Here is a 25,608-nt window from a genome sequence, read left to right on the forward strand (position 1 = left end):
GACGTCTACTGGCAGTGTTCGAACAAGCGTTCGAACGACGACGGTCGTCGTGCTGTCGTCGTCTGGTCGTTGCTGGTCGCGGTCCGCCGGGCGTCGCCCGGCGTCCGGCTCGGGGGGAGGTCGCATGACGGTCGTCGCCCCGCCGCGTACCGCGGCCCGCTCCATGCCCGAGCCCATGCCCGAGCCCGAGCCCGAGCCCGAGCGACCGGTCGACCGCGCCGCCGTCGCGCGGGCCGCGCTGCGGGCGGCGGAGCAGCGCACCGGGAAGCGCGCCACCCCGCACTCCGCCCCCCGCGCAGGTCAGCGCGCCGACGGAGGCCGCGCGGCGGAGCCGGGCGGCCGCCTGCTGCCGGTCCACCCGGGGCTGGCGTCCCTCCTGCCCGAGGGCGGGCTGGCCGCGGGCACGGTGCTCGCCGTCCGCGGCTCGTCGACGCTCCTGCTCGCGCTGCTGGCCGAGGCGTCGCGGTCCGGCGCGTGGGTCGCGTTCGTCGGCACGCCGGACGTCGGGATGCTGGCCGCCGCGGACGCCGGGGTCGCGCTCGGGCGGACCGTGCTCGTCCCCGCCCCGGGCCCGGACGCGCCGGCGGCCCTCGCCGCGCTGCTCGACGGGATGGACGTGGTGGTCGTCGGCCCGGGCGCGGCCCTGCTCGACGCCGACCGGCGCCGCCTGGCCGCGCGCGCCCGGGAGCGGGGCGCGGTGCTGCTGGCGCAGGCGTCGTGGCCCGGCGCGCACGTCACCCTCGACGCACGGGGCGGCACCTGGTCCGGCGTGGACCACGGGGCGGGCTGGCTGCGCCGCCGCACCCTGCGCGTGCGGCGCACCGGTCGCGGGGCCGCCGCCCGGCCCGTCGAGATCGAGGTGGACGTGCCGCTGCAGGTCGAGCGGGTGGTCGGCGGCCCCGACGCCGTGGGCACCGTCCCGGGCGCCCACGTGCCCGCCGGGGCGCGCGGCCCCTCCGCGCCCGCCCGGCTGCGGGTGGCGTGATGACGGGCGGGAAGACGGCGTCCGCGACGACCTCGTCCGGGGCGACCTCGCGGACGGCCGTCCTGTGGGTCCCGGACTGGCCGGTCGTGGCGGCGCTGGCCGGCGCCGGGCTGGACGCGCACGTCCCCGCGGCGGTGCTCGGCGCCCGGTCGGGCGGCGGGTCGGGCGCCGGGCACACCGTCGTGGCCGTCTCCGCCGTCGCCCGCGCCCAAGGGGTGCGGCGCGGGATGCGGCGCCGGCAGGCGCAGGAGCGGTGCCCCGAGGTGGCGCTGCTGGCGGCCGACGACGGCCGTGACGCGCGGGAGTTCGAGCCGGTGGCGCTCGCGGCCGAGACGGTGGTGGCGGGCCTGGAGGTGGCGCGCCCGGGGCTGCTCCTGCTGCCGGCGGGCGGGGCCGCGCGCTACCACGGCTCCGAGCTGGCCCTGGCGCAGGCCCTGGTGGGCGCCGTCGCCGCGCGCACCGGGCACGAGAGCCAGGTGGGCGTCGCCGACGGTCTGCTCGCGGCGGTGCTCGCCGCCCGCGAGGACGCCGTCGTGCCCCCGGGCGGCTCCGCGGCGTTCCTCGCCGACCGCCCCGTGGGGGAGCTGGTGCACGCCGTCTGCGACCCGGCGGGGGTGGCCGCCGTCCGGGAGGCGGCCGGGCTGTGGTGGCGGCTCGGCCTGCGCACCCTCGGCGACCTGGCCGCCCTGCCCGCGGCGAGCGTGCAGGCGCGCTTCGGCGACCTCGGCGCCTGGGCGCAGCGGCTGGCCCGCGGCGAGGACCTGCGCCCTCCGGCGCGGCGTCGCGTCGAGGAGGACCTGGCCGTCGCGGAGGAGCTCGACCCGCCCGCCCTGCGGGTCGACGTCGCGACCTTCGCCGCGCGCCGCCTGGCCACCGCGCTGCACGACCTGCTCGCCGTGCGCGGGCTGGCCTGCGGGCGGCTGCGGATCACCGCGCGCACGGCGGGCGTCGACCTCGGCGGGGACGACGTCGGCGGGGACGTCGGCGAGGGCGCCGTGCTGGAGCGGGTGTGGCGCACGGACGACGCCGCGGCCGGCGGGATGAGCGCGGCGCGGATCACCGACCGGGTGCGGTGGCAGCTCGAGGGCTGGCTGACCGCGGCGTCCGCCCGGCGCGGGGGCGGTGCGGACGACCCCGTCGTCGCGCCGATCGCGCACCTGGCGCTGGCGGCGGAGGACGTCGTCCCGGCGACCACCCACCAGCCCGGCCTGTGGGGCGCGGACGCGGGCGAGGGCGAGCGTGCCCGGCGGGCGCTCGGGCGGGTGCAGGGGCTGCTCGGCGGGCACGCCGTGCTCACGGTGGAGCTGCAGGGCGGCCGCGGGCCCCGCGACCGGGTGCGGCTCGTGCCCTTCGGCACGGAGGGCGGCGCGGGCCGCGACCCCGGGCTGCCCTGGCCGGGCGCCCTGCCCAGCCCCGCGCCCGCCGGGCTGCCGGGCGAGCCGGTGCCTGCCCGGGTGCTCGACGCGGCGGGGCGCGACGTCGTCGTGGACGCCCGGCTCGCGATGAGCGGCGAGCCCGCCGCCGTCGCGTGCGGCGGCGGTCGTGGGGCGGACGGGGCGCAGGACGTCGCCGCGGTGACGGGGTGGGCGGGCCCCTGGCCGCTCGCGGAGCGCTGGTGGTCGGCGGGCGGGGGAGCGCGCCGCGTCTATCTGCAGGCGGTGCTCGACGACGGGCGGGCGCTGCTGCTGGCGCAGACCGGCGGCGTGTGGCAGGTGGAGGCCTTCTATGACTAGCGGGTACGCGGAGCTGCACGCGCACTCGGCGTTCAGCTTCCTCGACGGCGCGTCGCACCCGGAGGAGCTGGCGGCCGAGGGCGCGCGCCTCGGGCTGGAGGCGCTGGCCCTGACCGACCACGACGGGCTGTACGGGGTGGTGCGCTTCGCGGAGGCCGCGCGGAAGGTGGGGCTGCCCACCGTCTTCGGCGCCGAGCTGCACCTGCCCGCCCCGGTGACCCCCGGTGCGGCGCCGGGCACCGCCGGGAGCCGGCCGGTGCTCGACCCGCCCACCGGCGTCCCCGACCCGCGCGCCACCCACCTGCTGGTGCTGGCGCGCGGCGACCAGGGCTACCGCAACCTGTCCCGCGCGATCGCGACCGCCCACCTGGACGCGGGGGTCAAGGGCAAGGCCCGGTACGACCTCGAGGGCCTCGGGGCCGAGGCGGGCGGGGAGTGGCTCGTGCTCACCGGGTGCCGCAAGGGGGCCGTCCGACGCGCGCTCACCGCCCCCGCGGGCGGCGTCGACGCGGCACGGCGCGAGCTCGACCTGCTGGTCGCCACGTTCGGCCGGGACAACGTGGCCGTCGAGCTCACCGCGACGGGTGACCCGCGGGACGCCGACCTGCACGACGCGCTCGCCGCCCTGGCCCACGACGCGCGGCTGCCGGTCGTCGCGACCGCGAACGCGCACTACGCCCGCCCGCGCGACGCGGACCTGGCGGGCGCGCTCGCCGCCGTGCGGGCGCGCTCCTCGCTGGACGGCCTGGACGGCTGGCTGCCGGGTGCCCCGGTCGCGCACCTGCGATCGGCCGCCGAGATGCGGGCCCTGCACCGACGCCACCCGGGGGCCGTCACCGCGGCGGCGGGCCTCGCGGCGGAGTGCGCCTTCGACCTGCGCCTGGTGGCGCCGAACCTGCCGCCCTACCCGGTGCCGGCGGGGCACGACGAAGCCAGCTGGCTGCGCGAGCTGGTGCGGCGGGGGGCCTCCGACCGGTACGGCCCGCGGCCCGCCCCCGGGGTTCCCGGCGACGAGCGTGCCTGGGCGCAGATCGACCACGAGCTGCGCGTCATCGAGGACCTGACCTTCCCCGGCTACTTCCTCGTCGTCTACGACCTCGTGGAGTTCTGCCGCCGGGAGGGCATCCTGTGCCAGGGGCGCGGGAGCGCCGCCAACTCGGCGGTCTGCTACGCGCTCGGCATCACCGCGGTCGACGCGGTGAAGCACGGCCTGCTGTTCGAGCGCTTCCTCGCGCCCGAGCGGGACGGGCCGCCGGACATCGACATCGACATCGAGTCCGGGCGGCGCGAGGAGGTCATCCAGCACGTCTACGGAAAGTTCGGCCGGCAGCACGCGGCGCAGGTCGCGAACGTCATCTCCTACCGGCCGCGCTCCGCGGTGCGCGACGCCGCCCGCGCCCTCGGGTACGACGTCGGGCAGCAGGACGCGTGGAGCAAGTCCATCGAGCGCTGGGGGTCGCTCCGCGGGCCGGACCCGGTCAGCCCCGCGGCCGACGCCGCGGCGCAGGCCGCCCGGGCGGCCGCGGGTTCCGGCGGCTCCGGGGGCGGGACGCCGGCGAACCGGACCGCCGCCAAGGACGCGCGCACGGCGGCGCTGTGGGGCCCGACGGAGTCGCTCCCGGCGGGGGCCGGCCGGCCACGTGCCGACCGCCCGCACCAGGGGCACCTGCCGGGGACCGGCCGGCGGGACTGGTCGCCGACGCTCGGCCATCGGCAGGGCGACCCGCACGGCCGCCGGCGCGTCGTCGACCCGCTCGCGACGGACGAGGGGGAGGTGCGCCGCGCCGACGACGCCCACGACGTCGTGCCCGCGCAGCGCCCGCCGTCGGCCGAGGAGGAGGGGCAGATCCCCGGCCCGGTGCTCGACCTGGCCGACCGCATGCTGCGCCTGCCGCGCCACCTGGGCATCCACTCCGGCGGGATGGTCATGTGCGACCGCCCGGTGATCGAGGTCTGCCCCGTGGAGTGGGCGCGGATGGAGGGGCGCACGGTGCTGCAGTGGGACAAGGAGGACTGCGCCGACGCGGGGCTGGTGAAGTTCGACCTGCTCGGCCTCGGGATGCTCACCGCCATCCGGTACGCGTTCGACTCGATCGAGCAGCACACCGGGGAGCGGCTCACGCTGCACGGCCTGCCCGACGACGACCCGGCGGTCTACGACCTGCTGTGCGCCGCCGACACCGTCGGGGTGTTCCAGGTGGAGTCGCGGGCCCAGATGGCCACCCTGCCGCGCCTGCGGCCGCGGACGTTCTACGACATCGTCATCGAGGTCGCGCTCATCCGCCCCGGCCCCATCCAGGGCGGTTCCGTGCACCCGTACATCGAGCGGGCGCGGGGTCGCGAGCCGGTGACCTTCCTGCACCCGCTGCTGGAGAGCTCCCTCGGCAAGACCAAGGGCGTGCCGCTGTTCCAGGAGCAGCTCATGCAGATGGCGATCGACGTCGCGGGGTTCAGCGCCGCCGAGTCCGACCAGCTGCGCCGGGCGATGGGCTCGAAGCGGTCGGTGGAGCGGATGGAGGCGCTGCGCGGGCGGCTCATGGACGGGATGCGCGCGAAGGGGGTGGACGACCCGGCCGTGCGCGAGGAGATCTACGACAAGCTCAAGGCGTTCGCGGACTTCGGCTTCCCCGAGTCGCACGCCTACTCGTTCGCCTACCTCGTGTACGCGAGCTCGTGGCTCAAGGTGCACCACCCCGCCGCGTTCTACGCCGGTCTCCTGGCCGCGCAGCCCATGGGGTTCTACTCGCCGCAGTCGCTGGCCGCCGACGCGCGCCGGCACGGGGTGCAGGTGCTGCGGCCGGACGTCAACGACTCGCGGGCGCTCGCGGGCGTCGAACGGCGGTCTTCCCCGGCGGCCGAGCCGGTCGCGCCCTCGGGCACGACCGGCGACGACCAGGGCTTCGGCCCGCCACCCGACCCTGCGCTCGCGGTGCGGCTGGGGCTGTCCGCGGTGCGCGGCATCGGCGACGAGCTGGCCGAGCAGATGGTCGCCGAGCGGACCGAGCGCGGACCGTTCCGCGACCTGCGCGACCTGGCCCGCCGGGTGGGGCTCAGCACCGCGCAACTGGAGGCGCTCGCGACCGCCGGTGCCACGGAGGGCCTGGGCGCCGGGCGACGCGAGGCGCTGTGGGCGGCGGGGGCCCTCGGCCAGGAGGGGCCGGGCACCCTGCCGGGCGTGTCCGTCGGGGTCGACGCCCCGACGCTGCCGGGCATGACCCCGGTCGAGACGGACGTCGCCGACGCCTGGGCCACCGGCATCACACCCGGCTCGACGTCGCCGCTGGAGCACGTGCGCGAGGGCCTGGAGAAGGCGGGGGTGCTCACCGTCGCGGGGGTGTGCGCCACGGAGCCCGGCCGGCGGGTGGCGGTGGGCGGCGTCGTGACGCACCGGCAGCGCCCGGGCACGGCGGGCGGCGTGACGTTCCTGTCGCTCGAGGACGAGACGGGGCTGCTCAACGTCATCTGCACGGCGGGGCTGTGGCGTCGCTTCCGGGCCGTGGCGCGCGGCGCCCCCGCGATGGTGGTCCGGGGCCGGGTCGAGAAGGCCGACGGCGCCGTCAACCTGCTCGCGGAGCACCTCGCGCCGCTGCGGCTGCCCGTGTCCACCCGGTCGCGGGACTTCCGATGACGCCCCCGGAACCTGCCGGCCACCCCCGGGGAGTTCACCGGGCCGTCGGCGACACGCCGTCGCGGGGCCACCCGCGGGGTCACCGCGGGCGCGCAGGCTCGGCGCATGCGCACCCGTCGCCCCGCAACCGCCCTCGTCAGCGCCTTCGTCAGCACCGGAGTCGCCGCCGCCCTTCTGGCCACGGGCGCCGCGCCGGCCGTCGCGGGGCAAGGGCATGGGCATGGGCATGGGCATGGGCATGGACCCGGGCACGGGAGTCCGCGCGCCTTCGACCTGCAGGCCCACCGGGGCGGCGTGGCGATGACGGTGGAGAACACGCTGCCCGCGTTCGCGAACGCCCTGGAGCTCGGGGTGAGCACCCTCGAGCTGGACGTGCAGATCACCGCCGACGGGTACGCCGTGGTGACCCACGACCGCGACCTCAACCCCGCCAAGTGCGTGGACACGGGGCCGGCGTTCCCCGGCGACCCGGAGTACCCGTACGTGCCCGGGACGACGTACGTGAAGGACCTCACGCTCGCCCAGGTCCGCACCGTCGACTGCGGGTCCCTGCGCCAGCCGCAGTTCCCCGGCCAGGAGCTGCACCCGGGCGAGCGGATCCCGCTGCTCTCGGAGGTCTTCGACCTGGTGAACGACTACCGCGCCCGGAAGGTCACGCTCAACGTCGAGACCAAGGTCGAGGCGGGCGCGCCGGAGCAGACCGCGCCGCGCGAGCAGTTCGTGCAGGTCGTGGCCCGGGAGGTGCGCCGCGCGCGCCTGGTCGACCAGGTGACGGTCCAGAGCTTCGACTGGGGCTCCCTGAGGCGGATGCGCGAGGTCGAGCCGCGCCTGCCGCTCGTGGCCCTCACCAACGGCCAGCAGTTCCTGCAGCAGGGCCTGCCGGGCGCGTCCCCGTGGCTCGGGGGCCTCGACATCGACGACTTCGACGGTTCGCTCCAGGAACGGTTCGTCGCCGCGGCCGCGTCGTTCGGCGCCGACGCCGTCTCGCCGGTGCACGGCGACCCGCAGGGCGGCGGCGTCGACGACCCCGGGTACGTGCCGTTCACCACCCGCGAGCTGGTCGACGCGGCCCACGACGCCGGGATGCGGGTGGTCCCCTGGACCGTGGACGACCCCGCGACGATCGAGTCCCTGCTCGACCTCGGCGTCGACGGCCTCATCACCGACGCCCCCGACGTGCTGCGCGGCATCCTGGCCGAGCGTCACCTGAAGCTGCCCCAGCCGTACCACGAGCCGCGCCACCGGGCGGAGTCCTCGGCGGCACGGCCGGCTGACGCCCCGGGCGCCTGACCGGGCGCGTCGTCAGCCGGCGGCGCTCGTGGCGTCGTCCGAGCCGGTGCCGCCGGTCCCGCGCCGCCGCGCGCGACGGCCGCGGGCGACCTCGGTCGCGAGGGCGTCGAGCGGTTGCGCGAACGGGTCGCCGAAGCGCCCCAGCCACAGGCGCACGACGTCGAGCCCGGTGTCGTCGACGGCGTAGAGGCGGCGCGTGCCGTCGGCGCGCACGGTGACGAGGCGCGCGTCGCGCAGCACCCGCAGGTGCTGCGAGACGGCCGGCTGCGAGATGCGGGCCTCCGCCCGCAGCGAGTCGACCAGCGCTCCGGCGGGCCGCTCGCCGTCGGCGAGCAGCTCGAGCAGGCGCCGCCGCACGGGGTCGCCCAGCGCCTCGAAGGGCCCCCGCAGCGCGTGCCGCTCGCCCCCCGGGACCTCGGAGGGTGCTCCCGCCGACGCCGCAGCGTGCGGCATCAGGCCTCCGGCACCGTGGTGTAGAAGGCGACGGTGCGCTCGGCCGCCGCGCGGGCGGCGACCGGGTCGTCACCGTCGGCGATCGCAGCGTCCGCCCAGCCCGCGGCGGCGAGCCGGGAGAACGTGACGCCCTCGGGGGAGAGCGACCAGGCCTCCGCAGCCTTCGGGTCGATCGCGCCGGTCGGGTCCGCGACGTGCAGCCCCAGCCCCATGAGCCCCAGGTCCCAGCCCACGCCGGTGGCGCCGGGGCCGTACTGGTCCCAGAGCTCCTGGGGGACGACGGCCTCGTGCACGAGCTCGAGGACGGTGCCGTCGCCGTCCTCCGTCAGGGCGATGGTCAGCCACGAGACGGAGCCGCCGAACTCCCAGGTGACGGCGAAGCTCGCGGGGGCGTCGCAGCGCTCGACGGTGCCCCCCGCGTTCCCCTCGAGCTGGTAGCGGCCGCCGACCGTCAGGTCGCCGCTGACGGGCAGGAACCAGCGGGGGATGCGGGCGGCGGACGTGACCGCGTCCCACAGGTCGGCCCGGTCGGTGGCGTAGGCACGGCGGGCGACGGCGATCTTCGTCGGCGCGCCGTCGCGCTCGCCGCTGCGGATCTCCCGCGCCACGAGACCTGCGGTGGCGACCGGGTCGATGGTGATGGTGGTCATGGCGACCCTCCTTCGTATAAGTGGATGCTTATATATAACCATGCGACGACGCCGCGCGGAAGAGGGCGGGGAGTCAGCCCAGGGGAGCGACGACGCAGACCTCGAAGGTCCCGCGTCCCCGCCGCAGGAGATAGCGGCACCTCTCGTCGGCGATCTCGGCCGCGAGCTCGTCCCGGTAGGACCAGCGGACCTCGACCCAGAGCAGACCCCAGCCGACCTCCTCGAGGGCGACCAGCTCGGGCAGCACCGCGACGGCCTCGCGCGCCCGCGCGGCGACCGGGCGGTCCCTGGACAGGTCGAGCACGTCCTCGGGCGACGCGAGGAGCGTCGAGCTCTCCTGGCCCACGAGCAGGGCGGGCAGGTCGTAGCGGTCGGTCACCGCCTCGAGGTCCTCCGCGCCGAGCACCAGGCCCAGGTCCGCGAGGAAGGAGGACAGCGCCTCGCCGTCGTACGAGCCCGCCGGATTCGCCATCTGTTCACGGTAGCCCCGTGCCATGATCAGCGCTCATGAGCTGCCGTCGCGGGCGGGGCCTGGTGCTCACCGTCGCCGTCCTGCCGGTCGTGTGCCTGTCCGTGAGCGCGTGCGCCGGGCTGACCGGGGGCACCGAGCCGGCGCCGTCCGGGTCCTCCGACGCCCCCGCGACCGAGGAGCAGATCGCCGAGGCGGCCCAGGCGTGGGGTGCCGCCCCGCGGTACGTGCTGACGACGTCGGCCGCGGGGTTCGAGGCGGTGCCGATCGCCGCCGGGGTCCTCGGGTCGGACGGCTTCTCCCTCCAGTTCAGCGGCGGGTCCGGGCGCACGTTCATGCTCTCGGCCGTCGAGGGCTCCATGACCGCGGGGGACTGCGGCGAGGGCACGGTCATGGACGTCGGCGGGGGCGAGGTGGGCGGGCCGGTGACGTGCACGAAGGAGGGCGGAGCGTTCCGGCGGACGGCCGGGGACGCGGAGGAGTACGTCGTCCTGCGCGACGGCGCGCTCGTCCGGGTCTCGGGGAGCGCCGCCGACCACGAGGTGCTGCGCGAGGCGGCCGCGAACATCCGCCCGCCGACGAGCGGCGAGCTGGCCGCGCTCGTCGCGGGCACGCCGCGGGACCAGGGCCCGCCGGTCGAGCGCGGCGACCTACCGCCCGGCGACGGAGCCCCGGACAACTCCGTCGGCGCGGGCGGCTGACGGGCGCTCACCACGCCTGCGCGAAGACGTCCGCGAAGAGCTCGTCGGGGTCGACGTCGAGGCCGCGGGACGCGAACCACGTGCACACGTTGCGGCAGTCGCGGTGCAGCAGGTCCGCGCCGAACGGGTTGGCCACGAGGTCCACGACCTGCGGCAGGTCGATGATCACGAGCCGCCCGCCGTCGTCGGCTCCCTCGGAGAGGCCGTCCACGAGGATGTTGTACGGCGACAGGTCTCCGTGCGCCCAGCCGAGCCGGGCGATGACGCCCATGCCGTGCCGCAGCTGCTCGAACCAGTCCGCGAGGTGCGCCGGATCGGGCCGGGTGCGGGCGAGGCGCGGCGCGGCCTCGGCCGTGCCGTCCGCCGACTCCCGGCCGACGAACTCGAGCAGCAGCTCGGTGCCGTCGATCTGCACCGGGTAGGGCACGGGCGCACCGGCGTCCCACAGGCGGGACAGGGCGAGGAACTCGGCGTCCGCCCACTGGGTCGCGGCGACGGCCTTGCCCCACGACGACTTGCGGTCCTCGATGGCGCGCTGGTCGCGGGTGCGGCGCACGCGCCGTCCGTCGGTGTACTCGCCGTCGCGGTGGAACTGGCGGTGGTCGCGACCGCGGTACCGCTTGGCGGCGAGCAGACTGCGACGGGTCGGGTCGTCGGGCACGGCGCGCTCGACGAGGAAGACGTCCGCCTCCTTGCCGGTCTTGAGCACGCCGAGCTCGGTGTCGAGGGCGGCGTCGGCGGTGACGACCCAGTCGGGCACGGGCTCGGGGCCGCGCTGGCCCTTGGTCACGGAGGTCCAGGTGGACCACCGCTGGTCGGGGCCGGGCTCCACGGGGAGGTCGCCGTCCGCGGCGACCGAGAAGGCGGCGAAGGACGACGAAGAAGAAAGGGAAGGGGAAGGGGTGTGCTGGTGCACGCGAGACTCCTGCTCAGGTCGAGGAGCTCGAGCGGCCCCTCAGGATCGGGTGGTGTCCGCCCGCCGGAGAGCCTCCGGGAGGGCGCGCATGACGACGTCGTCCATCGCTCTGCCCTCCTTCGCGTGCGGGCCCGCGTCGATCGCGTGCCGCTTGCGGGGAGCATGGCAGGAGCGGGTCACGGCGGTCCACGTCTTTTTCGCCTTCTCGGTCCGTAGGGTGCGGGGATGGGGTTCGTGCCGGTCGTGGAGGGTGTCCCGGGCGTCGAGGACGTCCTGGTCCGCACCGCCCGCCGCCTGAGCACCACGACGACCCTGGTGCTCGCGCCGCCCGGGTCCGGCGACGGCGCCCGGGCGGCTCTCCTGGTCGACCCGGCGTGGGAGCCCGACGAGCTGGTGGCGGTCGCCGACGGGGTGGACGCCCGGGGCGGCCGGGTCGTCGCCGGGTACGCGACGCACGCCCACCACGACCATCTGCTGTGGCACCCGCGTCTCGGGCTCGACGTGCCGCGCTGGGCGACGGCGCGGGCGGCGCGGGTCGCGCGCCGGGAGCGCCCGCGGCTGCTGGCGGAGGCGCGCGCCGACGCCGAGCGCTACGGGGGAGCCGGGCACCCTTCCGAGGTCCTCGACCTGCTCGGGCGCGTCGCCCCGGTCCCGGCGACCGAGCGCCGGGTCCCCGACCCGGACGGCGTCCTGCCGCCCACCGAGCTCGTGGTCCACGACGGCCACGCCCCCGGGCACGGGGCGCTCTGGCTGCCGCGCAGCCGGGTGCTGGTGGCGGGGGACGTGCTGAGCGACGTCGAGCTCCCGCTGCCGCTCGACGAGATCGCCGGCGGGGGCGCGGAGGGGAGCGTCGAGCGCTTCCTCGCCGGGCTGGACCGGCTCGCGCCGTTCGCGGCCCGGAGCGCCGTCGTCGTGCCGGGGCACGGGTCGCCCACGGCGGACGCGGTCGCTCGCCTCGACGCCGACCGGCGCTACCTCGACGCCGTGCTCGGCGGGCGCGTCGTCGACGACCCGCGCCTGGGCCTGCCCGGCGCCGCGGAGGAGGACGGCCGGCTGCGCGCCGCGCTGGCGCGCTGACCTGGGGGCGTCAGCCGCCGACCGCCCCCGCCCAGGCAGTGACCTGCTCCCACACCGGCTGGGTGTCGAACCCCATCTGTCCCAGGGCGGCCCAGGCCACGCCGACGACGGCGTAGAGGCTGACCGGCGTCATGACGAGCCACTCCCGCCACGACCCGGCGTCGCCGAGGACGGGCAGCGAGAGGTTGCCGCCGTCGCGCCACACGTCGTCGAAGGGCAGCGCCCGGTAGCGGCGCACCCAGTAGGGGGAGCGGAACTTCAGCGGCCACAGGAGGGGGACGCCGGCGGTGGTGACGAGGTCGCCGAGCACGTGCACGGTGCAGCCGAGGGCGACGGCCCACGGCATCCAGTTCCACTCCTCGGGCGCGAAGACGGCGACGCACGCGGCGAGGAGCAGCGACAGCGTCCAGGTCCACCAGCGCTTGCCGCCCGTCACCTTCCAGGCGCGCAGGGCGAACGCGATGAGCAGGACCGCCATGACGCCGGGGCCGACGAGCACCTCGCCGAAGGCCTCCGTGCTGATGGAGACCATGCCCATCACCCAGGCGATCGCGGTGAAGACGGCGATGCCGAGGATGGAGTGGGTGCCGTTGCGGTGCCCGCCGGACACGGTCGCGACGAGCTTGGAGACGCCCTCGGAGACCGGGGGCAACGAGTGCGCGATGGTGCCGGAGTGGTGGTCGGCGTCGGGCAGCAGCGCGGCGCCCGCGCAGACCAGCGCGCCGGTCATCACCCCGACCTCGGAGACGGGGTGCCAGCCGAACGCGAACGGTGCCGTCGACGTCACCGCGACCCAGGCGGCCGCTCCCGACGCGGCGTGGTGCCCACCCATCATGACGTCGTCGTTCTCCTGTCCGGTCGTGCTTGTCCAGTTCCGCACCCTTGACCGGTTGGTCCGGGCCGGGCAGGACGCTACACGCCGCCGCCGACGCCCGGGCCCGTGACCAGCGGGCCGACGGCGCGGTTTGCGAGAGCACGCCCCCGCCGTGCTATGTTTTTCCCCGCACCGAGACGGCGCCGAGGCGCTGTCGAGGTCCACTCGTCCGGGTGGCGGAATGGCAGACGCGCTAGCTTGAGGTGCTAGTGCCCTTTATCGGGCGTGGGGGTTCAAGTCCCCCTCCGGACACTCGTTGAGACAGCGACGAACAAGCCCCCGGGGTCCACAACCCGGGGGCTTTTTCGTGCCCTCGCACGTCGTCACGGTACGTGTGCGTCACACCGCAGCGGAGCGCGCGGCGAACGCGGCGAGCGCCGCCCGGGTCTTCGTCTCCTGGGGCGCGCCGAGGTCGACGCCCCGGCTCGTGAGGAACACCTTCGTCTCGGCCGCCGCCTGGAAGGCCGCGGCCGGCGCCGTCTTGGTGGACAGCTCGAGGATGCGGTCGCCGTCGGGCAGGAACCACAGCTCGGCGGTCAGGCGCCGCGGCAGCTCCTCGGGCGCGAACCGCGCCTTGAGGAGGGTCGTCGGACCCAGCACGCGCAGGTCGTCGAGCGTGACCCCGGCCGGGAGGCGCGGCTCGAGCAGCGAGCGCTGCGTGCGGTCGAGCAGGCCGGGAAGGCGGCCGACGTCGTCCAGCAGGGCCCGGACGTCGTCGTCGGGGAGCCGCCGCGTCGCCGAGCACGAGCAGGTGAAGCCGGCGGGCGACGCGTCCACCTCGACCTTGAAGCCGTCCGCTCGCCGCACGGTCGCCGGGACGTCCGCCGGCAGCATCGGTCGCACCTTCGCGGTGAGGTCGCCGTCCTTGCGCTGCGTGCGCCGGGCGCGGACGACGAGACCGGCGGTGGACAGGTCGAGTGCGGGTGTGTCGAAGAACACGACCTGGCGGATCGTCGCGTCGAGCGCGTCGATCCCGAGCCGGTCGAGCACCCGGCGGTGGTCCGCACCGGGCACCGTGAGCTTCAGCTCGACGGCGTCGACCTCGGGCAGGACGGCGAGGACCGCGGCGAGGGTCTCGGCGTCGTACGCGGGCATCGGCGCGGGCGGCGACGGCGGAGGGGGCACGGGGTCGCTGCCGGGCTGCGGGGACGTCCGGGTCATGGTGGGCTCCTCCTGTCGCCGGGCGACGTGCGTCCATCGTCCGGCGGCGGCGCACGTCGCGCACCGGCCCACCGGCCGGCCGGGAGAAATTCACCAGGAAGTTCACCCCGGCAGGCGGCGCGCGTCGTCCTCCCACGACGGGTGGGCACCGTGCGGCACACTGGGCGGACGAGCGGGCGAGAGGAGCGCACGGGTGGCGAAGCGCGCGAGCGAGAACGTCCCGGCCTGGCTGCGGACGTCGGCCGGCTGGTCGTGGCGGCTCATCGCCCTGACCGCGGCCGTCGCGCTCGTGTTCTGGGCGACCGTGCAGGTGCAGCTGGTCTTCATCGCGGTGTTCCTCGGGCTGGTGTTCGCCTCGGTCCTCAACCCCGTCGCGGACTTCTACGCCAAGGTCATGCCGCGAGCGCTGGCCACCGCCCTGGCGATCCTCAGCGCGTTCCTCGTGCTGGGCGGCCTCCTCACGTACGTGGTGGCGTCGGTGGCGGGTCAGTGGGAGCAGCTCGCCGGGCAGTTCGACACCGGCGTCCAGCAGATCCTCCAGTACGTGGAGAGCGGGCCGTTCGGGCTCTCCGTGACCGGCGACCAGATCAACGAGTGGATCGACCAGGGGCGGCAGTGGGTCGCCGACAACGCCGACTCGCTGGTCAGCCAGGCGGCGCAGAGCGCGGGCTCGGTCTTCGAGGGCTTCGCGATCTTCGCCCTGTCGATCTTCTGCACGGTGTTCTTCGTCGCGTCGGGCGGCAGGATGTGGCGCTGGTTCCTGGGCCAGATCCCGGAGGAGCACCGCAACCGGTGGCAGGCGGCCGCGGGGGCCGGCTGGTACAGCTTCTCCGGGTACGCGCGCGGCACCGTCATCATCGCCTTCGTCGACGGCGTCCTGGCGTTCATCCTGCTCACGATCCTCGGGGTGCCGCTGGCGGCACCGCTGGCCGTGCTGGTGTTCATCGGCGCGTTCATCCCGCTGATCGGCGCGCCGCTGGCGATGATCATCGCTGCCGTCGTGGCGCTCGCGGCGAACGGGTTCGTCACGGCCCTCATCGTCACGATCGGGATCGCGCTCATCGGGCAGCTCGAGGGGCACGTGCTGCAGCCGCTCATCATGGGCAAGCAGGTCGCCCTGCACCCTCTGGTCATCGGCCTCGGCGTCACCGCCGGCACCGTGCTGGCCGGCATCCTCGGCGCGATCATCGCCGTCCCGCTCATGGCGGTCGCGTGGACCGTGTTCTCGACCCTGCGCGGCGACCGGCCGCACCCCGAGCTCGACGAGCCGCCCGGGCCGGGCGACGGTCCGCTCGCGGTGGCCCCGATCCTCGGCCCGCCCGACGCCGACGCCGGGCCCGGTGCTCGCGGGGCCGCGGAGACATCCGGGGAGACTCCGGACAAATAGCAGGAGGCCGTCGGGCCCGGCGTGCCACGATGCCCCGATGGAGCCGTTCGTCCTCGCCACCGACCGCGTCCGCCTGTCCGTCCCGACCGCCGCCGACGTCGAGCGCATCGCCGAGATCTGCGCCGACCCCGCCATCGCGCGGTGGACCACGGTGCCGTCGCCGTACACGCGCGACGACGCGGTGGGCTTCGTCGAGAGGTTCGTCGCCGACGGCTGGTCCGAGGAGAAGGACTTCACCTGGGCCGTGCGCGCCCCCGGGGGCGTCGACGGCCCGGTGCTCGGCATGGTGGGCATGTCGAGGGAGGGCGGGCCCGGTGTCGAGCCGGCGGGGGAGCTGGGGTTCTGGTGCGCACCGGACGCACGGGGCCGCGGCCTGACGACGGAGGCGGCGCGGCTCGTCGTCGACTGGGCGGTCGACCCCGAAGGTCTGGGGCTCGGCGTCGTGCGCTGGCGCGCGAACGTCGGCAACTGGGCGTCGCGCCGCGTCGCGTGGAAGCTCGGGTTCCGGTACGAGGGGCTGCTGCGCCGCTTCGGCGCGCAGCGCGGCGTGCTCCAGGACTCGTGGGTGGGGTCCTACGTGCCCGGCGACCCGCGGGAACCCCACGAGCCCTGGCCCGCGGAGGCCCCCGCCGCCGCCTGACCAGTCGGCTTTGGGCGCCGCAGTGCCCGGACCGTATGCTCCCTGCGCGCAAGGGCGCGGATCGAGGCACGCACGGCGCGCGCCGGGAGCACGGAGGCGGGCGATGGGGCTGGAACGACGGGTCGCGGTGATCGGGGCGGGTCCCTCGGGACTGGCCGCCGCGCGGGCGCTGGACCGCGCCGGGCTCGCCTTCGACGGGTACGAGGCCCACGCGGACGTCGGCGGGCTGTGGGACATCGACAACCCCCGCTCGACGGTCTACGAGTCCGCGCACCTCATCTCCTCGCGCACCACGACCCAGTTCGACGAGCTGCCGATGGACTCGGCCGCCGACTACCCGAGCCACCGCGAGCTGCTGCGCTACTTCCGCCGGTACGCCGACGAGTTCGGGCTGCGGGACCGCTTCCGCTTCGGCACCCGGGTGCTCGGCGTCGAGCCGGCGGGCGGCGACGACAGCGGGCGCAGCGGCTGGACGGTGCGATCCGCGCCCGCCGGGTCGGTCCCGGGGTCGGGAGCCGACGACGCCGTCGAGCGCACCTACTCGCACGTGGTGATCGCGAACGGCACGCTCGCCGAGCCGAACGTCCCCACGCTGCCCGGCACGTTCGACGGCGAGGCGCTGCACTCGAGCGCGTACAAGAGCGCGGACGTGTTCGCGGGCAAGCGGGTGCTCGTCGTCGGAGGCGGCAACTCCGGCTGCGACATCGCGGTCGACGCCGTCCACCGCGCCGCGTCGGTCGACCTGTCCGTGCGCCGCGGCTACTGGTTCGTGCCGCGCTACCTGCTGGGCAGGCCCACCGACACCCTCAACCAGGGGCGGCCGCTGCCCGCCCGGGTCAAGCAGGCCGTCGACTCGCGCCTGCTGCGCCTGCTGAACGGCGACCCGCGCCGCTTCGGCTTCCCGGAGCCGGACCACAGGATCTACGAGTCGCACCCCGTGGTGAACTCGCTCGTGCTGCAGCACGCCGGGCAGGGCGACCTGCGTGTGCGGCCCGACGTCGCGCGGTGCGACGGGCGGACGGTGCACTTCGCCGACGGCAGCAGCGGCGACTACGACCTCGTGCTGCTCGCCACCGGCTACCGGCTCGACTACCCGTTCCTCGACCCGCGCCATCTCGCGTGGGCGGGGCCGGGCTCCGGGACGGCGCCGCGGCTGTTCTGCAACATCGTGCCGCCGTCGGGCAACGGGCTGTTCGTCGTCGGGATGCTCGAGGCGTCGGGCATCGGCTGGCAGGGCCGTGCCGAGCAGGCCGAGCTGGTGGCGCGCTACCTCGCGGCCGTCGCGGCCGGGGACGACGGCGACGTCGCCGCCCGGGAGCGGGCGGTGCGGTTCCGCCGTCGCCTGACCGAGCCGTGGCCGGACCTGACGGGCGGCTACCGCTACCTCGGGCTGGAGCGGATGAGCTACTACGTGAACAAGGACGCCTACCGCCGCACCGTGCGGCGCCTGGCCGACGAGCTCGCGCCGGCCGCGGAGAGCGCGGCATGAACATCGACGACGTCGCCGTGCGGTTCGCCCCGGGCTCGATGGTCGCCCTGGACCTCGTGCTCGGCCTCATCATGCTGGGCATCGCGCTCGACACGTCGCCCGCGGACTTCCGGGCGCTGCGCCGCGCGCCGCGGGCGGCCGTGCTGGCGCTGCTCGCCCAGCTCGTCGCGCTCCCCGCCGTGACCTTCGGCCTCACGCTGCTGCTCGACGTGCAGGCCTCCGTGGCCCTCGGGATGATCCTCGTCGCGTGCTGCCCGCCGGGGAACGTGTCCCAGGTGCTCACGCACCGCTCGGGCGGCAACGTCGCGCTGTCGGTGTCGCTCACCGCCGTCGGGAACGCGATCTACATCGTCGCGATGCCGCTCAACCTCGCCCTGTGGGGGTCGCTGCACCCGACGGCGAGCTCGATCCTCACGGACGTGCGCCTGGACGCCGGGCAGATGCTGCTCGAGATCCTCCTGGTGATCGGCGTGCCGTTCGCGGCCGGGATGCTGGTGCGCACGCGCTGGCCGGCGCTCGCGGCCCGCGTGCACCGCCCGGTGCGCTGGGCGAGCCTCGTGGCGCTGGTCGGCTTCATCGTCGCGGCGCTCGCCGGGAACTTCGCGGTCTTCGTCGCGTACATCGGCGTGGTCCTGCTGGCCGTGTTCCTGCACGACGCCGCGGCCCTCGGCCTGGGCTACCTCGCGGGCCGCGCCGGGCGGCTCGCGCCGCGCGAGGTGAAGGCGGTCACGTTCGAGGTCGGCATCCGGAACGCGGGCCTCGGTCTCGGCCTCGTGTTCACGTTCTTCGGCGGGCTGGGCGGCATGGCCGTCGTCGCCGGCTGGTGGGGCATCTGGGACATCGTGGCCGGCCTGGCCCTGGCGACCGTCTGGGCGAGACGGACGCGGGCCCGCGCGGCCCGCGAGGAGGTGGCGGCATGATCCGCGTGCTGGTGACCGGCGGGGCCGGGTTCCTCGGGTCGCACGCCGTGGCGGCCCTCGCGGCCCGCGACGACGTCGCGCACGTCGTCGCGGGCGACCTGCGCGAGGCGCGGGTGCCCGACGGCGCGACCTGGGCGCGCATGGACGTCACCGACCCGGCGTCGGTGGCGGGCGTGATCGCGGAGCACGACGTCGACACCGTGGTGCACCTCGCCGCGATCGTGAACCCGGGCACCCTCGACGCGGCGGCCGAGCGCGCCGTCGACGTCGACGGCACCCGGAACGTGCTCGACGCCTGCGTGGCGGCCGGGGTGCGGCGCGTGGTGATCTCGTCGTCGGGCGCCGCGTACGGGTACCACGCGGACAACCCCGTGCCGCTGCGCGAGACCGACCCGGTGCGCGGCAACGAGGAGTTCACGTACTCGCGGCACAAGCGCGAGGTCGAGGAGATGCTCGCGCGCTACCGCGCCGACCAACCCGGGCTCGGCCAGGTCGTGCTGCGGATCGGGACGATCCTCGGCCCGGGGGTGGACAACCAGATCACCGCGCTGTGGCGCGCCCGCCGGCTGCTGCGGGTGCGCGGCTCGGAGAGCCCGTTCGTCTTCGCGTGGGTCGACGACGTGACCGGCGCGGTCGTGGCGGGGGCGACCGGCGCCACCACCGGCACGTTCAACGTGTGCGGGGACGGCGTCGTGACCGTGGCGGACATCGCCGCGAGCCTCGGCCGCCGTACGCTCGACGTGCCGGCGTGGGCGCTGGCCGCCGCGCTGCGCGTCGGGCACGCGCTGCGCCTCACCGTGCACGGCCCGGAGCGCGTGGGGTTCCTGCGCTACCGGCCGGTGCTCGACAACTCCCGCCTCAAGGCCGAGCTCTACGTGCCGCGCCTGACGTCCCGCGAGGCGTTCGAAACCTGGCGGGGCGTCCGGGAGCCGGCCGGGTCGTGAGCCCGCCGCGGGCTCAGCGCAGCGCGTCCAGCCACGGGTGGCGTCGCTCAGGGGCTCGGGAGGAACCCGGACAGCCTAGGTGCGGCCCCGGAAACGGGGTTGCGCCCCGGGCGACGGTGTGCGAGCCTCGACGCCGTCCCCGCGGCCTCCGCCGCGCGTGAGAGGGGACGGCTCCAGGACGAGAGGCGCACCACAGCGATGACGGGCATCCGGACGACCGCCTGACGCGTCGACCCCGAGGCTCCCTGCCGGCCTGCACGCTCGAGTGCGGCCCGGGGGAGCGGCGTCGACGCACCCGCCGTCCGCCGTTCCTCGCACCGCTGGAGTCTCCGTGCCTGCTCCCCACCCCTCCGTCGTCCTGCACGACCTCACCTTCTCCTGGCCCGACGGGGCCACCCCGATCGCCGGTGTGTCCGGCGCCTTCTCCCGCGGCCGCACCGGCCTGGTCGGGCTCAACGGCGCGGGCAAGTCCACCCTGCTGCGCCTCGTCGCCGGCCGGCTGCGCCCGACGTCCGGGTCGATCAGCGTGTCCGGCGTCGCGGACTACCTGCCGCAGCGGCTGACCCTCGACACCGACGCCACGGTCGCGGACCTGCTGGGCGTGCGCGACGTCGTCGACGCGGTGCGTGCCATCACGGACGGCACCGCGCCCGACGCGGAGCTCGCGGCACTGTTCGACGTCGTCGGCGACGGCTGGGACGTCGAGGAGCGCGCCCTCGCCGAGCTCGCCGGCACGGGTCTCCCGGCCGGCGACGGCGTGCTCGACCGCCCGGTCGGCACCCTCTCGGGCGGCGAGGCTATGCTCGTCGCCGTCACCGGCGTGCGGCTGCGGGGCGCCGACGTCGCGCTCCTGGACGAGCCGACCAACAACCTCGACGGCGACGCCCGCGAGCGCCTGCACGAGCTCGTGCGCACGTGGCGCGGCGCGCTCGTCGTCGTCTCGCACGACCGGCAGTTGCTCGAGCTGGTCGACGAGACCGCGGAGCTGCGTACCGGCTCGCTGACCACGTACGGCGGCACGTACGCGCAGTACGAGGAGCACCTGGCGGCGCAGCAGGAGGCGGCACGCGCCGCCCTGCGTGACGCCGAGCAGATCCTGCGGCGCGAGAAGCGCGAGCGGATCAAGGCCGAGGAGCGCATCGCGCACTCCGAGCGCCGGGGCCGCAAGGACGTCGTCGAGCGCCGGTACGTCAAGGCGGCCATCAACGACCGGCGCAACTCCGCCGAGAAGTCGCAGGCCGCGCGGCGCGGCCAGGCCGCCGGGAAGGAGGCCGACGCCCGGGCGGCGGTCGAGGCCGCCGAGCTCTCCGTGCGCGACGACGACCGCATCGTCGTCGACCTGCCCGACCCGGACGTCCCCGCGGGCCGTCGGCTGGCCGTCCTGCGGGGCACGGACGGGCGCGAGGTCGTGCTCGCCGGGCCGGAGCGCGTGGCGCTGACCGGACCCAACGGCGTCGGCAAGACGACCTTGCTGGAGCGGCTCGTCGGGACGGCGCCCGTGGGCGCCGACGTCGGGACGGGCGCGGTCGCCGAGACGCTCACCGACCGGGTCGGCTACCTGCCGCAGCGGCTCGACGTGCTCGACGACGACCAGACGGTGCTCGACGCCGTGCGGGCCGGCGCGCCGGACGTGGCGCCGGGAGAGCTGCGCAACCGGCTGGCGCGGTTCCTGGTGCGGGGCGACCAGGTGGGCCGCCCGGTCGCGACGCTGTCCGGCGGCGAGCGGTTCCGCGTGACCCTGGCACGCCTGCTGCTGTCCGACCCGCCCGCCCAGCTGCTCGTGCTGGACGAGCCCACCAACAACCTCGACATCGCCAGCACCGACCAGCTGGTGCAGGCCCTGGCGGCGTACCGCGGGGCGCTGCTCGTCGTGAGCCACGACCGGGCGTTCCTCGACCGGCTCGGCCTCGACGCCGAGCTGGTGCTGGCCGCGGACGGGACGCTCACCGAGCGGCGGTCCTAGCCGCCCGCGGTGAGGCGCGTCGTCGGCCCGCCGGTGCGTGGCGCGTCGAACGCGGAGAAGTCGTACGGGCCGCGGTCGCCGCCGGAGCAGATCTGGCGGGAGCCGGGGAACACCTCGGCCCCGTGGGCTGCGGCGGGCTAGCCGACGGCGGCGACGATGCCGACGGCGGTCAGCGCGGCGGCGGCGAGGGATGCCGCGAGTCTTCGCACGATGGTCCTCCTCCTCGAGGTCCGTAGGTGCGGAGGTGCGTGGGCACGACGGTGGTCCACGGTGCGGACGTCGTCACCCCGGCTCGACGTCTCGCGCACGGGCGCCGGTACGGTGTCGGGGTGACGTCCCAGCCCCTCGCCCCGCGCCCGAGCACGCCTCCCACGACGCCCACGTCCGCGTCCCCCACCGCGCACCCCACGGCCGAGCAGGAGGTCGTGGACATCTGCCGCGACCTGCTGCGGATCGACACGTCGAACTACGGCAACGGCGAGGGACCAGGGGAGCGGCGGGCGGCGGAGCTCGTCGCCGGGCTGCTCACGGAGGTGGGGCTCGAGGTGGAGCTGTTCGAGTCGGAGCCCGGCCGCACGTCGGTCGTGACGCGGCTCGAGGGCGCCGACCCGAGCCGCCCCGCGCTGGTGCTGCACGGGCACACGGACGTGGTGCCGGCCGCGGCCGACGACTGGTCGGTCGACCCGTTCGCCGGCGAGGAGATCGACGGCCTCCTGTGGGGACGCGGCGCCGTCGACATGAAGGACATGGACGCGATGATCCTCGCGGTCGTGCGCCAGATGGTCCGAGAGGGCCGGCGCCCCGCGCGCGACGTCGTGGTCGCCTTCTTCGCCGACGAGGAGGCGGGCGGCGTGCGCGGCGCGCAGTGGGCCGTGCGGCACCGGCCCGAGCTCTTCGAGGGGGCCACCGAGGCGATCAGCGAGGTGGGCGGCTTCTCGGTGGAGGTCGGCGGGCGTCGGGCGTACCTGCTGCAGACGGCGGAGAAGGGACTCGCGTGGCTGCGGCTCGTCGCCGACGGGCGCGCCGGCCACGGGTCCCAGGTGAACGCCGAGAACGCGGTGACCGAGCTCGCGGCGGCGGTCGCGCGGATCGGGCGGCACCCGTGGCCGTACACGTTGACCCCCACCGTGGACAAGCTGTTGCGCGGGGTGGCGGACCTCACGGGCCTGCCGTTCGAGGGCGAGGACCCGGCCGCGGTCGACGCGCTCGTCGCGGCGCTGGGACCGGCGGCGAAGTTCGTGGGCGCCACGGTGCGGCACACGTCCAACCCGACGCAGCTGGACGCGGGGTACAAGGCGAACGTCATCCCCGGCCGTGCCGAGGCCACCGTCGACGTGCGCCTGCTGCCCGGGCACGAGGAGGAGGGGATGGCGACGCTGCGCGAGCTGGCCGGGCCCTCCGTGCGCGTCGAGCCGATCCACACCGACACCGCGCTCGAGGTGCCGTTCTCCGGCGACCTCGTGGACTCGATGGTCGCGTCCCTGCTCGCCGAGGACCCGGGGGCCACGGTGCTGCCCTACACGCTGTCGGGCGGCACCGACAACAAGTCGCTGTCCCGCCTCGGCATCACCGGGTACGGGTTCGCCCCGCTGCGCCTGCCCGCCGACCTCGACTTCTCCGGGATGTTCCACGGCGTCGACGAGCGGGTGCCGGTCGACTCGCTGCGCTTCGGCACGCGCGTGCTGGACCGCCTGCTGCGCGACTGCTGACCACACCGTCGTCAGCCGTCGTCAGCCGTCGTCAGCCGTCGTCAGCCGTCGTCAGCCGTCGTCAGCCGTCGTCAGCCGTCGTCAGCCGTCGTCAGCCGTCGTCAGCCGCCCAGGCGGGCGAGCAGGTGGCGGGTCTGCTCGACGTACCCGCCGCCGAAGAGCACGGCGTGCACGGCGAGCGGGTACAGCTGGTGCAACGGCACCCGGTCGCGCCACCCGGGGGCGAGGGGCCACGCGGCGTCGTAGCCCGCGAGGACCTCGTCCAGGTGCGGCGCCCCGAAGAGCGCGAGCATGGCGAGGTCGGCCTCCCGGTGCCCGCCGTGGGCGGCCGGGTCGATGAGCACCGCCTCGGCGGAGCCGCCGGGCCCGCGCGACCACAGCACGTTCCCGGACCAGAGGTCGCCGTGCACGCGGGCCGGCGCCTCCCGCGCCGCAGGGCCGGCGAGGACGCCGAGCCGTCCGCACACCCGCTCGACGGCGGCCGCGTCCTGCGCGGTGAGCACGCCCCGCTCCCGCCCCTGCGCGACGACCGGCCGGAGCCGGGAGTGCGCGTAGAAGGCGGGCCAGTCGCCCCAGGTCCCCGCAGCCAGGGGCAGGGGGTCGTCGAGCGGGCCGAAGTACCCGCGCCCGGCGCCCGGCGGGAGGACGCCGAACCCGGCGGCGCCCGCTCGGTGCAGGACGGCGAGGCGGCGGCCCAGGTCGTGCGCGGCGTCGGGCGTGGGGCGCGCCGCGTCGACCCGCTCCAGGTCGAGGTGATCCGGCCCGTGCCCGAGCACCCGCGCGACCCGCGGGCCGCCCGGCACGGCAAGCCAGCGGAGCCCGGCCGCCTCGGTGGCGAAGAACCCCGGCGGCGCGTGCGCCCGCGACTTGCGGAAGGCGTCGGCCATGCGTCCTGACCTGTGTCCTGACCTGCGTCCTGGCGTGCCGACCGGTCAGAAGGTGGCGCTGACCTTGATGATCTTGCGGCGCAGCCACACCCGGCGTTCGCCGCCCATGTACAGGCGGGTGCGCGCGAGCTCCCAACGGCCGTACTCGGCCTCGTCGGTGAGCATCTTGCGCGCGTCCGGGACGCTCGTGCCCCGGTCGATGGTCAGCACGCGGTACTCGTACTGGCCGTGCTTGCGCCAGGCGGACGGCGCGCCGGGGCGCGCGTCTGCCTGCGGCGTGGACGGGATCGAAGCCATCCGCTGTCCTCCCGAAGTGCTGGCGGGCGGTTTTCGTCTGCCCATTGTGCCCCGTGGGGCGCTACGGTCAGAGCATGACCGCAGACCCGCGTGCCGCGCTGGACCGCTTCGTCGCCGCGCTGGAGGCCCACTACCACGCGGTGTCGACCCGCCGGGGCGACGACGACCCTGCGGTCGACGACGCCTACGAGGTCCTGGCCGACGCGTTCGAGGTCTACGAGGACGCGCTGGCCCAGGTGTACTCCGAGGTCACGCCCTTCTTCCTCGACGACGGGGACGACGACGGAGACGACGACGGGGACGACGAGGACGACGACGAGGACGACGACGACCTCGACGCGGAGCTCGACACGGACCTCGAGGGGCCTGACCTGGCGGGGGCTCCCGCCGACCGGCCGGCCGACGCCCCGGGCCAGGCCTACCAGCGCTCGGGGTAGCCGATCTCCGGGGCGGAGACGTCATCGAGCGCGGCGTGGACCTCGCCCGGCAGATCGAGGTCGACGGCCGCGAGGGATGCCCGCAGCTGGGCGGGCGTCCGCGCCCCGACGATCGCGCTGGCGACCGTGTCGCGGGCCAGCAGCCAGGCGAGAGCGACCTCGAGCGGCGCGCGCCCGAGCCCGTCGGCCGCGGTGGCCACGGCCTCGACGACGGACGACGCCGCGGCGTCCAGGTAGGGGTCGACGAAGGCCGCCAGGTGGGCCGACGCCGCGCGGGAGTCCGCGGGGATCGCGCGCCGGTACTTGCCGGTCAGCACGCCGCGGCCGAGCGGGGACCAGGCCAGCAGGCCGAGCCCCAGCGCGTCCGCGGCGGGCGCGACGTCGCGCTCCGCGCCCCGCTGCAGCAGGGAGTACTCGAGCTCGACGGCGCTGAGCCCGGTGCCGTCCGCCTCCAGCAGGGTCGCGACCCGCGCGGACGCCCATCCGGGGTGGTTGGACAGGCCGACGTAGCGCGCCCGGCCGGAGGACACCGCGAGCCGCAACGCCGACACGGTCTCGGCGAGCGGCGTCGCCGGATCGGGGCAGGCGACGAGGAACAGGTCGACGTGGTCGGTGCCGAGCCGGGCGAGGGACGCGTCGAGGTCGGCGAGCAGACCCGCCCGGGAGGCGTCGACACGCGCGCCCGACCGGCCGGCGCGCACGCCGCCCTTGGTGCACAGCACGACGTCGTCGCGGGAGACCTTGTCACCCAGCAGGGACCCGATCACGCGCTCCGCGTCCCCGTCGCCGTACGTCGCGGCGGTGTCGACGAGCGTGCCGCCCGCGTCGACGAAGTCGCGCAGCTGCTCCGCCGCGTCCAGGTCGTCGGTGTCCCGTCCCCAGGTCATGGTCCCCAGGCCGAGCTCGGACACGCGCAGGCCCGTGCGGCCCACCTGACGACGCTCCATGGCGGGCCAGGCTACCGGGAAACCTCGCAGGTCCGGGTAGTGTGACCGCCC

At 76.1% G+C, this 25,608-nt stretch carries 23 protein-coding genes and 1 tRNA gene; 15 read left to right on the forward strand and 9 right to left on the reverse strand.

Going from position 1 to position 25,608, the window contains the following annotated elements; genetic code table 11:
• The first annotated feature begins 124 nt into the window (after nucleotides 1-124).
• From ACFCZN_RS05755 to ACFCZN_RS05770, 4 genes are all read left to right on the forward strand, one after another.
• Entirely contained in the window at nucleotides 125-985 is an 861-nt protein-coding gene (locus ACFCZN_RS05755) for a hypothetical protein (protein ID WP_430556133.1), read from the forward strand.
• Complete coding sequence (locus ACFCZN_RS05760) at nucleotides 985-2,718, forward strand: DNA polymerase Y family protein (RefSeq protein ID WP_430556134.1); 1,734 nt, start codon at nucleotides 985-987, stop codon at nucleotides 2,716-2,718. Before ACFCZN_RS05755 ends, ACFCZN_RS05760 begins: the two co-directional genes overlap by 1 nt.
• Complete coding sequence (locus ACFCZN_RS05765; protein WP_430556135.1) at nucleotides 2,711-6,346, forward strand: error-prone DNA polymerase; 3,636 nt, start codon at nucleotides 2,711-2,713, stop codon at nucleotides 6,344-6,346. The genes ACFCZN_RS05760 and ACFCZN_RS05765 overlap by 8 nt, the downstream gene beginning before the upstream one ends.
• A gap of 105 nt (nucleotides 6,347-6,451) precedes the next feature.
• Nucleotides 6,452-7,636 (forward strand): glycerophosphodiester phosphodiesterase family protein, encoded by a 1,185-nt coding sequence (locus ACFCZN_RS05770; protein ID WP_430556136.1) that lies wholly within the window; start codon nucleotides 6,452-6,454, stop codon nucleotides 7,634-7,636.
• 12 nt (nucleotides 7,637-7,648) lie between these two features.
• Here ACFCZN_RS05770 and ACFCZN_RS05775 read toward each other — a convergent pair whose 3' ends face one another.
• From ACFCZN_RS05775 to ACFCZN_RS05785, 3 genes are all read right to left on the reverse strand, one after another.
• Entirely contained in the window at nucleotides 7,649-8,089 is a 441-nt protein-coding gene (locus ACFCZN_RS05775; RefSeq protein WP_430556137.1) for an ArsR/SmtB family transcription factor, read from the reverse strand.
• A complete protein-coding gene (locus tag ACFCZN_RS05780) occupies nucleotides 8,089-8,739 on the reverse strand; it encodes an SRPBCC family protein (RefSeq protein WP_430556138.1) in 651 nt (216 codons plus the stop codon). Before ACFCZN_RS05780 ends, ACFCZN_RS05775 begins: the two co-directional genes overlap by 1 nt.
• A gap of 73 nt (nucleotides 8,740-8,812) precedes the next feature.
• Nucleotides 8,813-9,211, reverse strand: coding sequence for a hypothetical protein (locus ACFCZN_RS05785; protein ID WP_429763341.1), 399 nt, complete (start codon nucleotides 9,209-9,211; stop codon nucleotides 8,813-8,815).
• A gap of 35 nt (nucleotides 9,212-9,246) precedes the next feature.
• Between ACFCZN_RS05785 and ACFCZN_RS05790 the strand changes: the two genes are divergently transcribed.
• Complete coding sequence (locus ACFCZN_RS05790; RefSeq protein WP_429763342.1) at nucleotides 9,247-9,909, forward strand: hypothetical protein; 663 nt, start codon at nucleotides 9,247-9,249, stop codon at nucleotides 9,907-9,909.
• Nucleotides 9,910-9,916: 7 nt separating this feature from the next.
• Here ACFCZN_RS05790 and ACFCZN_RS05795 read toward each other — a convergent pair whose 3' ends face one another.
• Nucleotides 9,917-10,825 (reverse strand): serine protein kinase RIO, encoded by a 909-nt coding sequence (locus ACFCZN_RS05795; RefSeq protein WP_429763343.1) that lies wholly within the window; start codon nucleotides 10,823-10,825, stop codon nucleotides 9,917-9,919.
• A 225-nt stretch (nucleotides 10,826-11,050) separates the two neighbouring features.
• Between ACFCZN_RS05795 and ACFCZN_RS05800 the strand changes: the two genes are divergently transcribed.
• Nucleotides 11,051-11,902 (forward strand): MBL fold metallo-hydrolase, encoded by an 852-nt coding sequence (locus tag ACFCZN_RS05800; RefSeq protein ID WP_429763344.1) that lies wholly within the window; start codon nucleotides 11,051-11,053, stop codon nucleotides 11,900-11,902.
• A gap of 10 nt (nucleotides 11,903-11,912) precedes the next feature.
• Here ACFCZN_RS05800 and ACFCZN_RS05805 read toward each other — a convergent pair whose 3' ends face one another.
• On the reverse strand, nucleotides 11,913-12,737 hold the full coding sequence (locus ACFCZN_RS05805) for a metal-dependent hydrolase (protein ID WP_430556139.1): 825 nt from the start codon (nucleotides 12,735-12,737) through the stop codon (nucleotides 11,913-11,915).
• 206 nt (nucleotides 12,738-12,943) lie between these two features.
• On the opposite strand from ACFCZN_RS05805, the gene ACFCZN_RS05810 reads away from it, so the two are divergent.
• Nucleotides 12,944-13,028: transfer RNA gene (locus tag ACFCZN_RS05810), tRNA-Leu, on the forward strand.
• Nucleotides 13,029-13,115: 87 nt separating this feature from the next.
• Here the strand turns inward: ACFCZN_RS05810 and ACFCZN_RS05815 are convergent.
• Nucleotides 13,116-13,937, reverse strand: coding sequence for a hypothetical protein (locus tag ACFCZN_RS05815; protein WP_430556140.1), 822 nt, complete (start codon nucleotides 13,935-13,937; stop codon nucleotides 13,116-13,118).
• 193 nt (nucleotides 13,938-14,130) lie between these two features.
• On the opposite strand from ACFCZN_RS05815, the gene ACFCZN_RS05820 reads away from it, so the two are divergent.
• The 7 genes from ACFCZN_RS05820 (at nucleotide 14,131) to ACFCZN_RS05850 (ending at nucleotide 22,989) form a co-directional block, all read left to right on the forward strand.
• Nucleotides 14,131-15,324 (forward strand): AI-2E family transporter, encoded by a 1,194-nt coding sequence (locus ACFCZN_RS05820; RefSeq protein ID WP_429763347.1) that lies wholly within the window; start codon nucleotides 14,131-14,133, stop codon nucleotides 15,322-15,324.
• Nucleotides 15,325-15,361: 37 nt separating this feature from the next.
• Entirely contained in the window at nucleotides 15,362-15,964 is a 603-nt protein-coding gene (locus tag ACFCZN_RS05825) for a GNAT family N-acetyltransferase (protein WP_429763348.1), read from the forward strand.
• 103 nt (nucleotides 15,965-16,067) lie between these two features.
• Nucleotides 16,068-17,453, forward strand: coding sequence for a flavin-containing monooxygenase (locus ACFCZN_RS05830; RefSeq protein ID WP_430556141.1), 1,386 nt, complete (start codon nucleotides 16,068-16,070; stop codon nucleotides 17,451-17,453).
• Nucleotides 17,450-18,373: a bile acid:sodium symporter family protein gene (locus tag ACFCZN_RS05835; protein ID WP_430556142.1), complete on the forward strand. Its 924-nt coding sequence runs from the start codon at nucleotides 17,450-17,452 to the stop codon at nucleotides 18,371-18,373. Before ACFCZN_RS05830 ends, ACFCZN_RS05835 begins: the two co-directional genes overlap by 4 nt.
• Nucleotides 18,370-19,317: an NAD-dependent epimerase/dehydratase family protein gene (locus ACFCZN_RS05840; RefSeq protein WP_430556143.1), complete on the forward strand. Its 948-nt coding sequence runs from the start codon at nucleotides 18,370-18,372 to the stop codon at nucleotides 19,315-19,317. The genes ACFCZN_RS05835 and ACFCZN_RS05840 overlap by 4 nt, the downstream gene beginning before the upstream one ends.
• A 331-nt stretch (nucleotides 19,318-19,648) precedes the next feature.
• Nucleotides 19,649-21,280, forward strand: a complete 1,632-nt coding sequence (locus tag ACFCZN_RS05845; RefSeq protein ID WP_430556144.1) for an ABC-F family ATP-binding cassette domain-containing protein — start codon at nucleotides 19,649-19,651, stop codon at nucleotides 21,278-21,280.
• 329 nt (nucleotides 21,281-21,609) lie between these two features.
• Nucleotides 21,610-22,989 carry a M20/M25/M40 family metallo-hydrolase gene (locus ACFCZN_RS05850; RefSeq protein ID WP_430556145.1) on the forward strand — a complete coding sequence of 460 codons (1,380 nt, stop codon included), beginning with the start codon at nucleotides 21,610-21,612 and terminating at the stop codon, nucleotides 22,987-22,989.
• Between the two features lie 101 nt (nucleotides 22,990-23,090).
• On the opposite strand, the gene ACFCZN_RS05855 is transcribed toward ACFCZN_RS05850, so the two are convergent.
• Together ACFCZN_RS05855 and ACFCZN_RS05860 are read right to left on the reverse strand one after the other, a co-directional pair.
• Nucleotides 23,091-23,876 (reverse strand): fructosamine kinase family protein, encoded by a 786-nt coding sequence (locus tag ACFCZN_RS05855; RefSeq protein WP_430556146.1) that lies wholly within the window; start codon nucleotides 23,874-23,876, stop codon nucleotides 23,091-23,093.
• Between the two features lie 45 nt (nucleotides 23,877-23,921).
• A complete protein-coding gene (locus tag ACFCZN_RS05860; protein ID WP_429763357.1) occupies nucleotides 23,922-24,173 on the reverse strand; it encodes a DUF5703 family protein in 252 nt (83 codons plus the stop codon).
• Nucleotides 24,174-24,247: 74 nt separating this feature from the next.
• Here ACFCZN_RS05860 and ACFCZN_RS05865 point away from each other — a divergent pair, with 74 nt between their 5' ends.
• Nucleotides 24,248-24,610: a primosomal protein gene (locus ACFCZN_RS05865; RefSeq protein ID WP_429763358.1), complete on the forward strand. Its 363-nt coding sequence runs from the start codon at nucleotides 24,248-24,250 to the stop codon at nucleotides 24,608-24,610.
• Here ACFCZN_RS05865 and ACFCZN_RS05870 read toward each other — a convergent pair.
• The gene (locus tag ACFCZN_RS05870; protein ID WP_429763359.1) at nucleotides 24,592-25,557 is read right to left on the reverse strand and encodes an aldo/keto reductase; all 966 of its coding nucleotides are present in this window, start codon (nucleotides 25,555-25,557) and stop codon (nucleotides 24,592-24,594) included. The two genes, ACFCZN_RS05865 and ACFCZN_RS05870, sit on opposite strands and share 19 nt — an antisense overlap.
• Nucleotides 25,558-25,608: the final 51 nt, after the last annotated feature.

The sequence above is a fragment of the Isoptericola sp. NPDC056134 genome, from assembly GCF_042264825.1.
GTDB lineage: Bacteria > Actinomycetota > Actinomycetes > Actinomycetales > Cellulomonadaceae > Isoptericola > Isoptericola nanjingensis.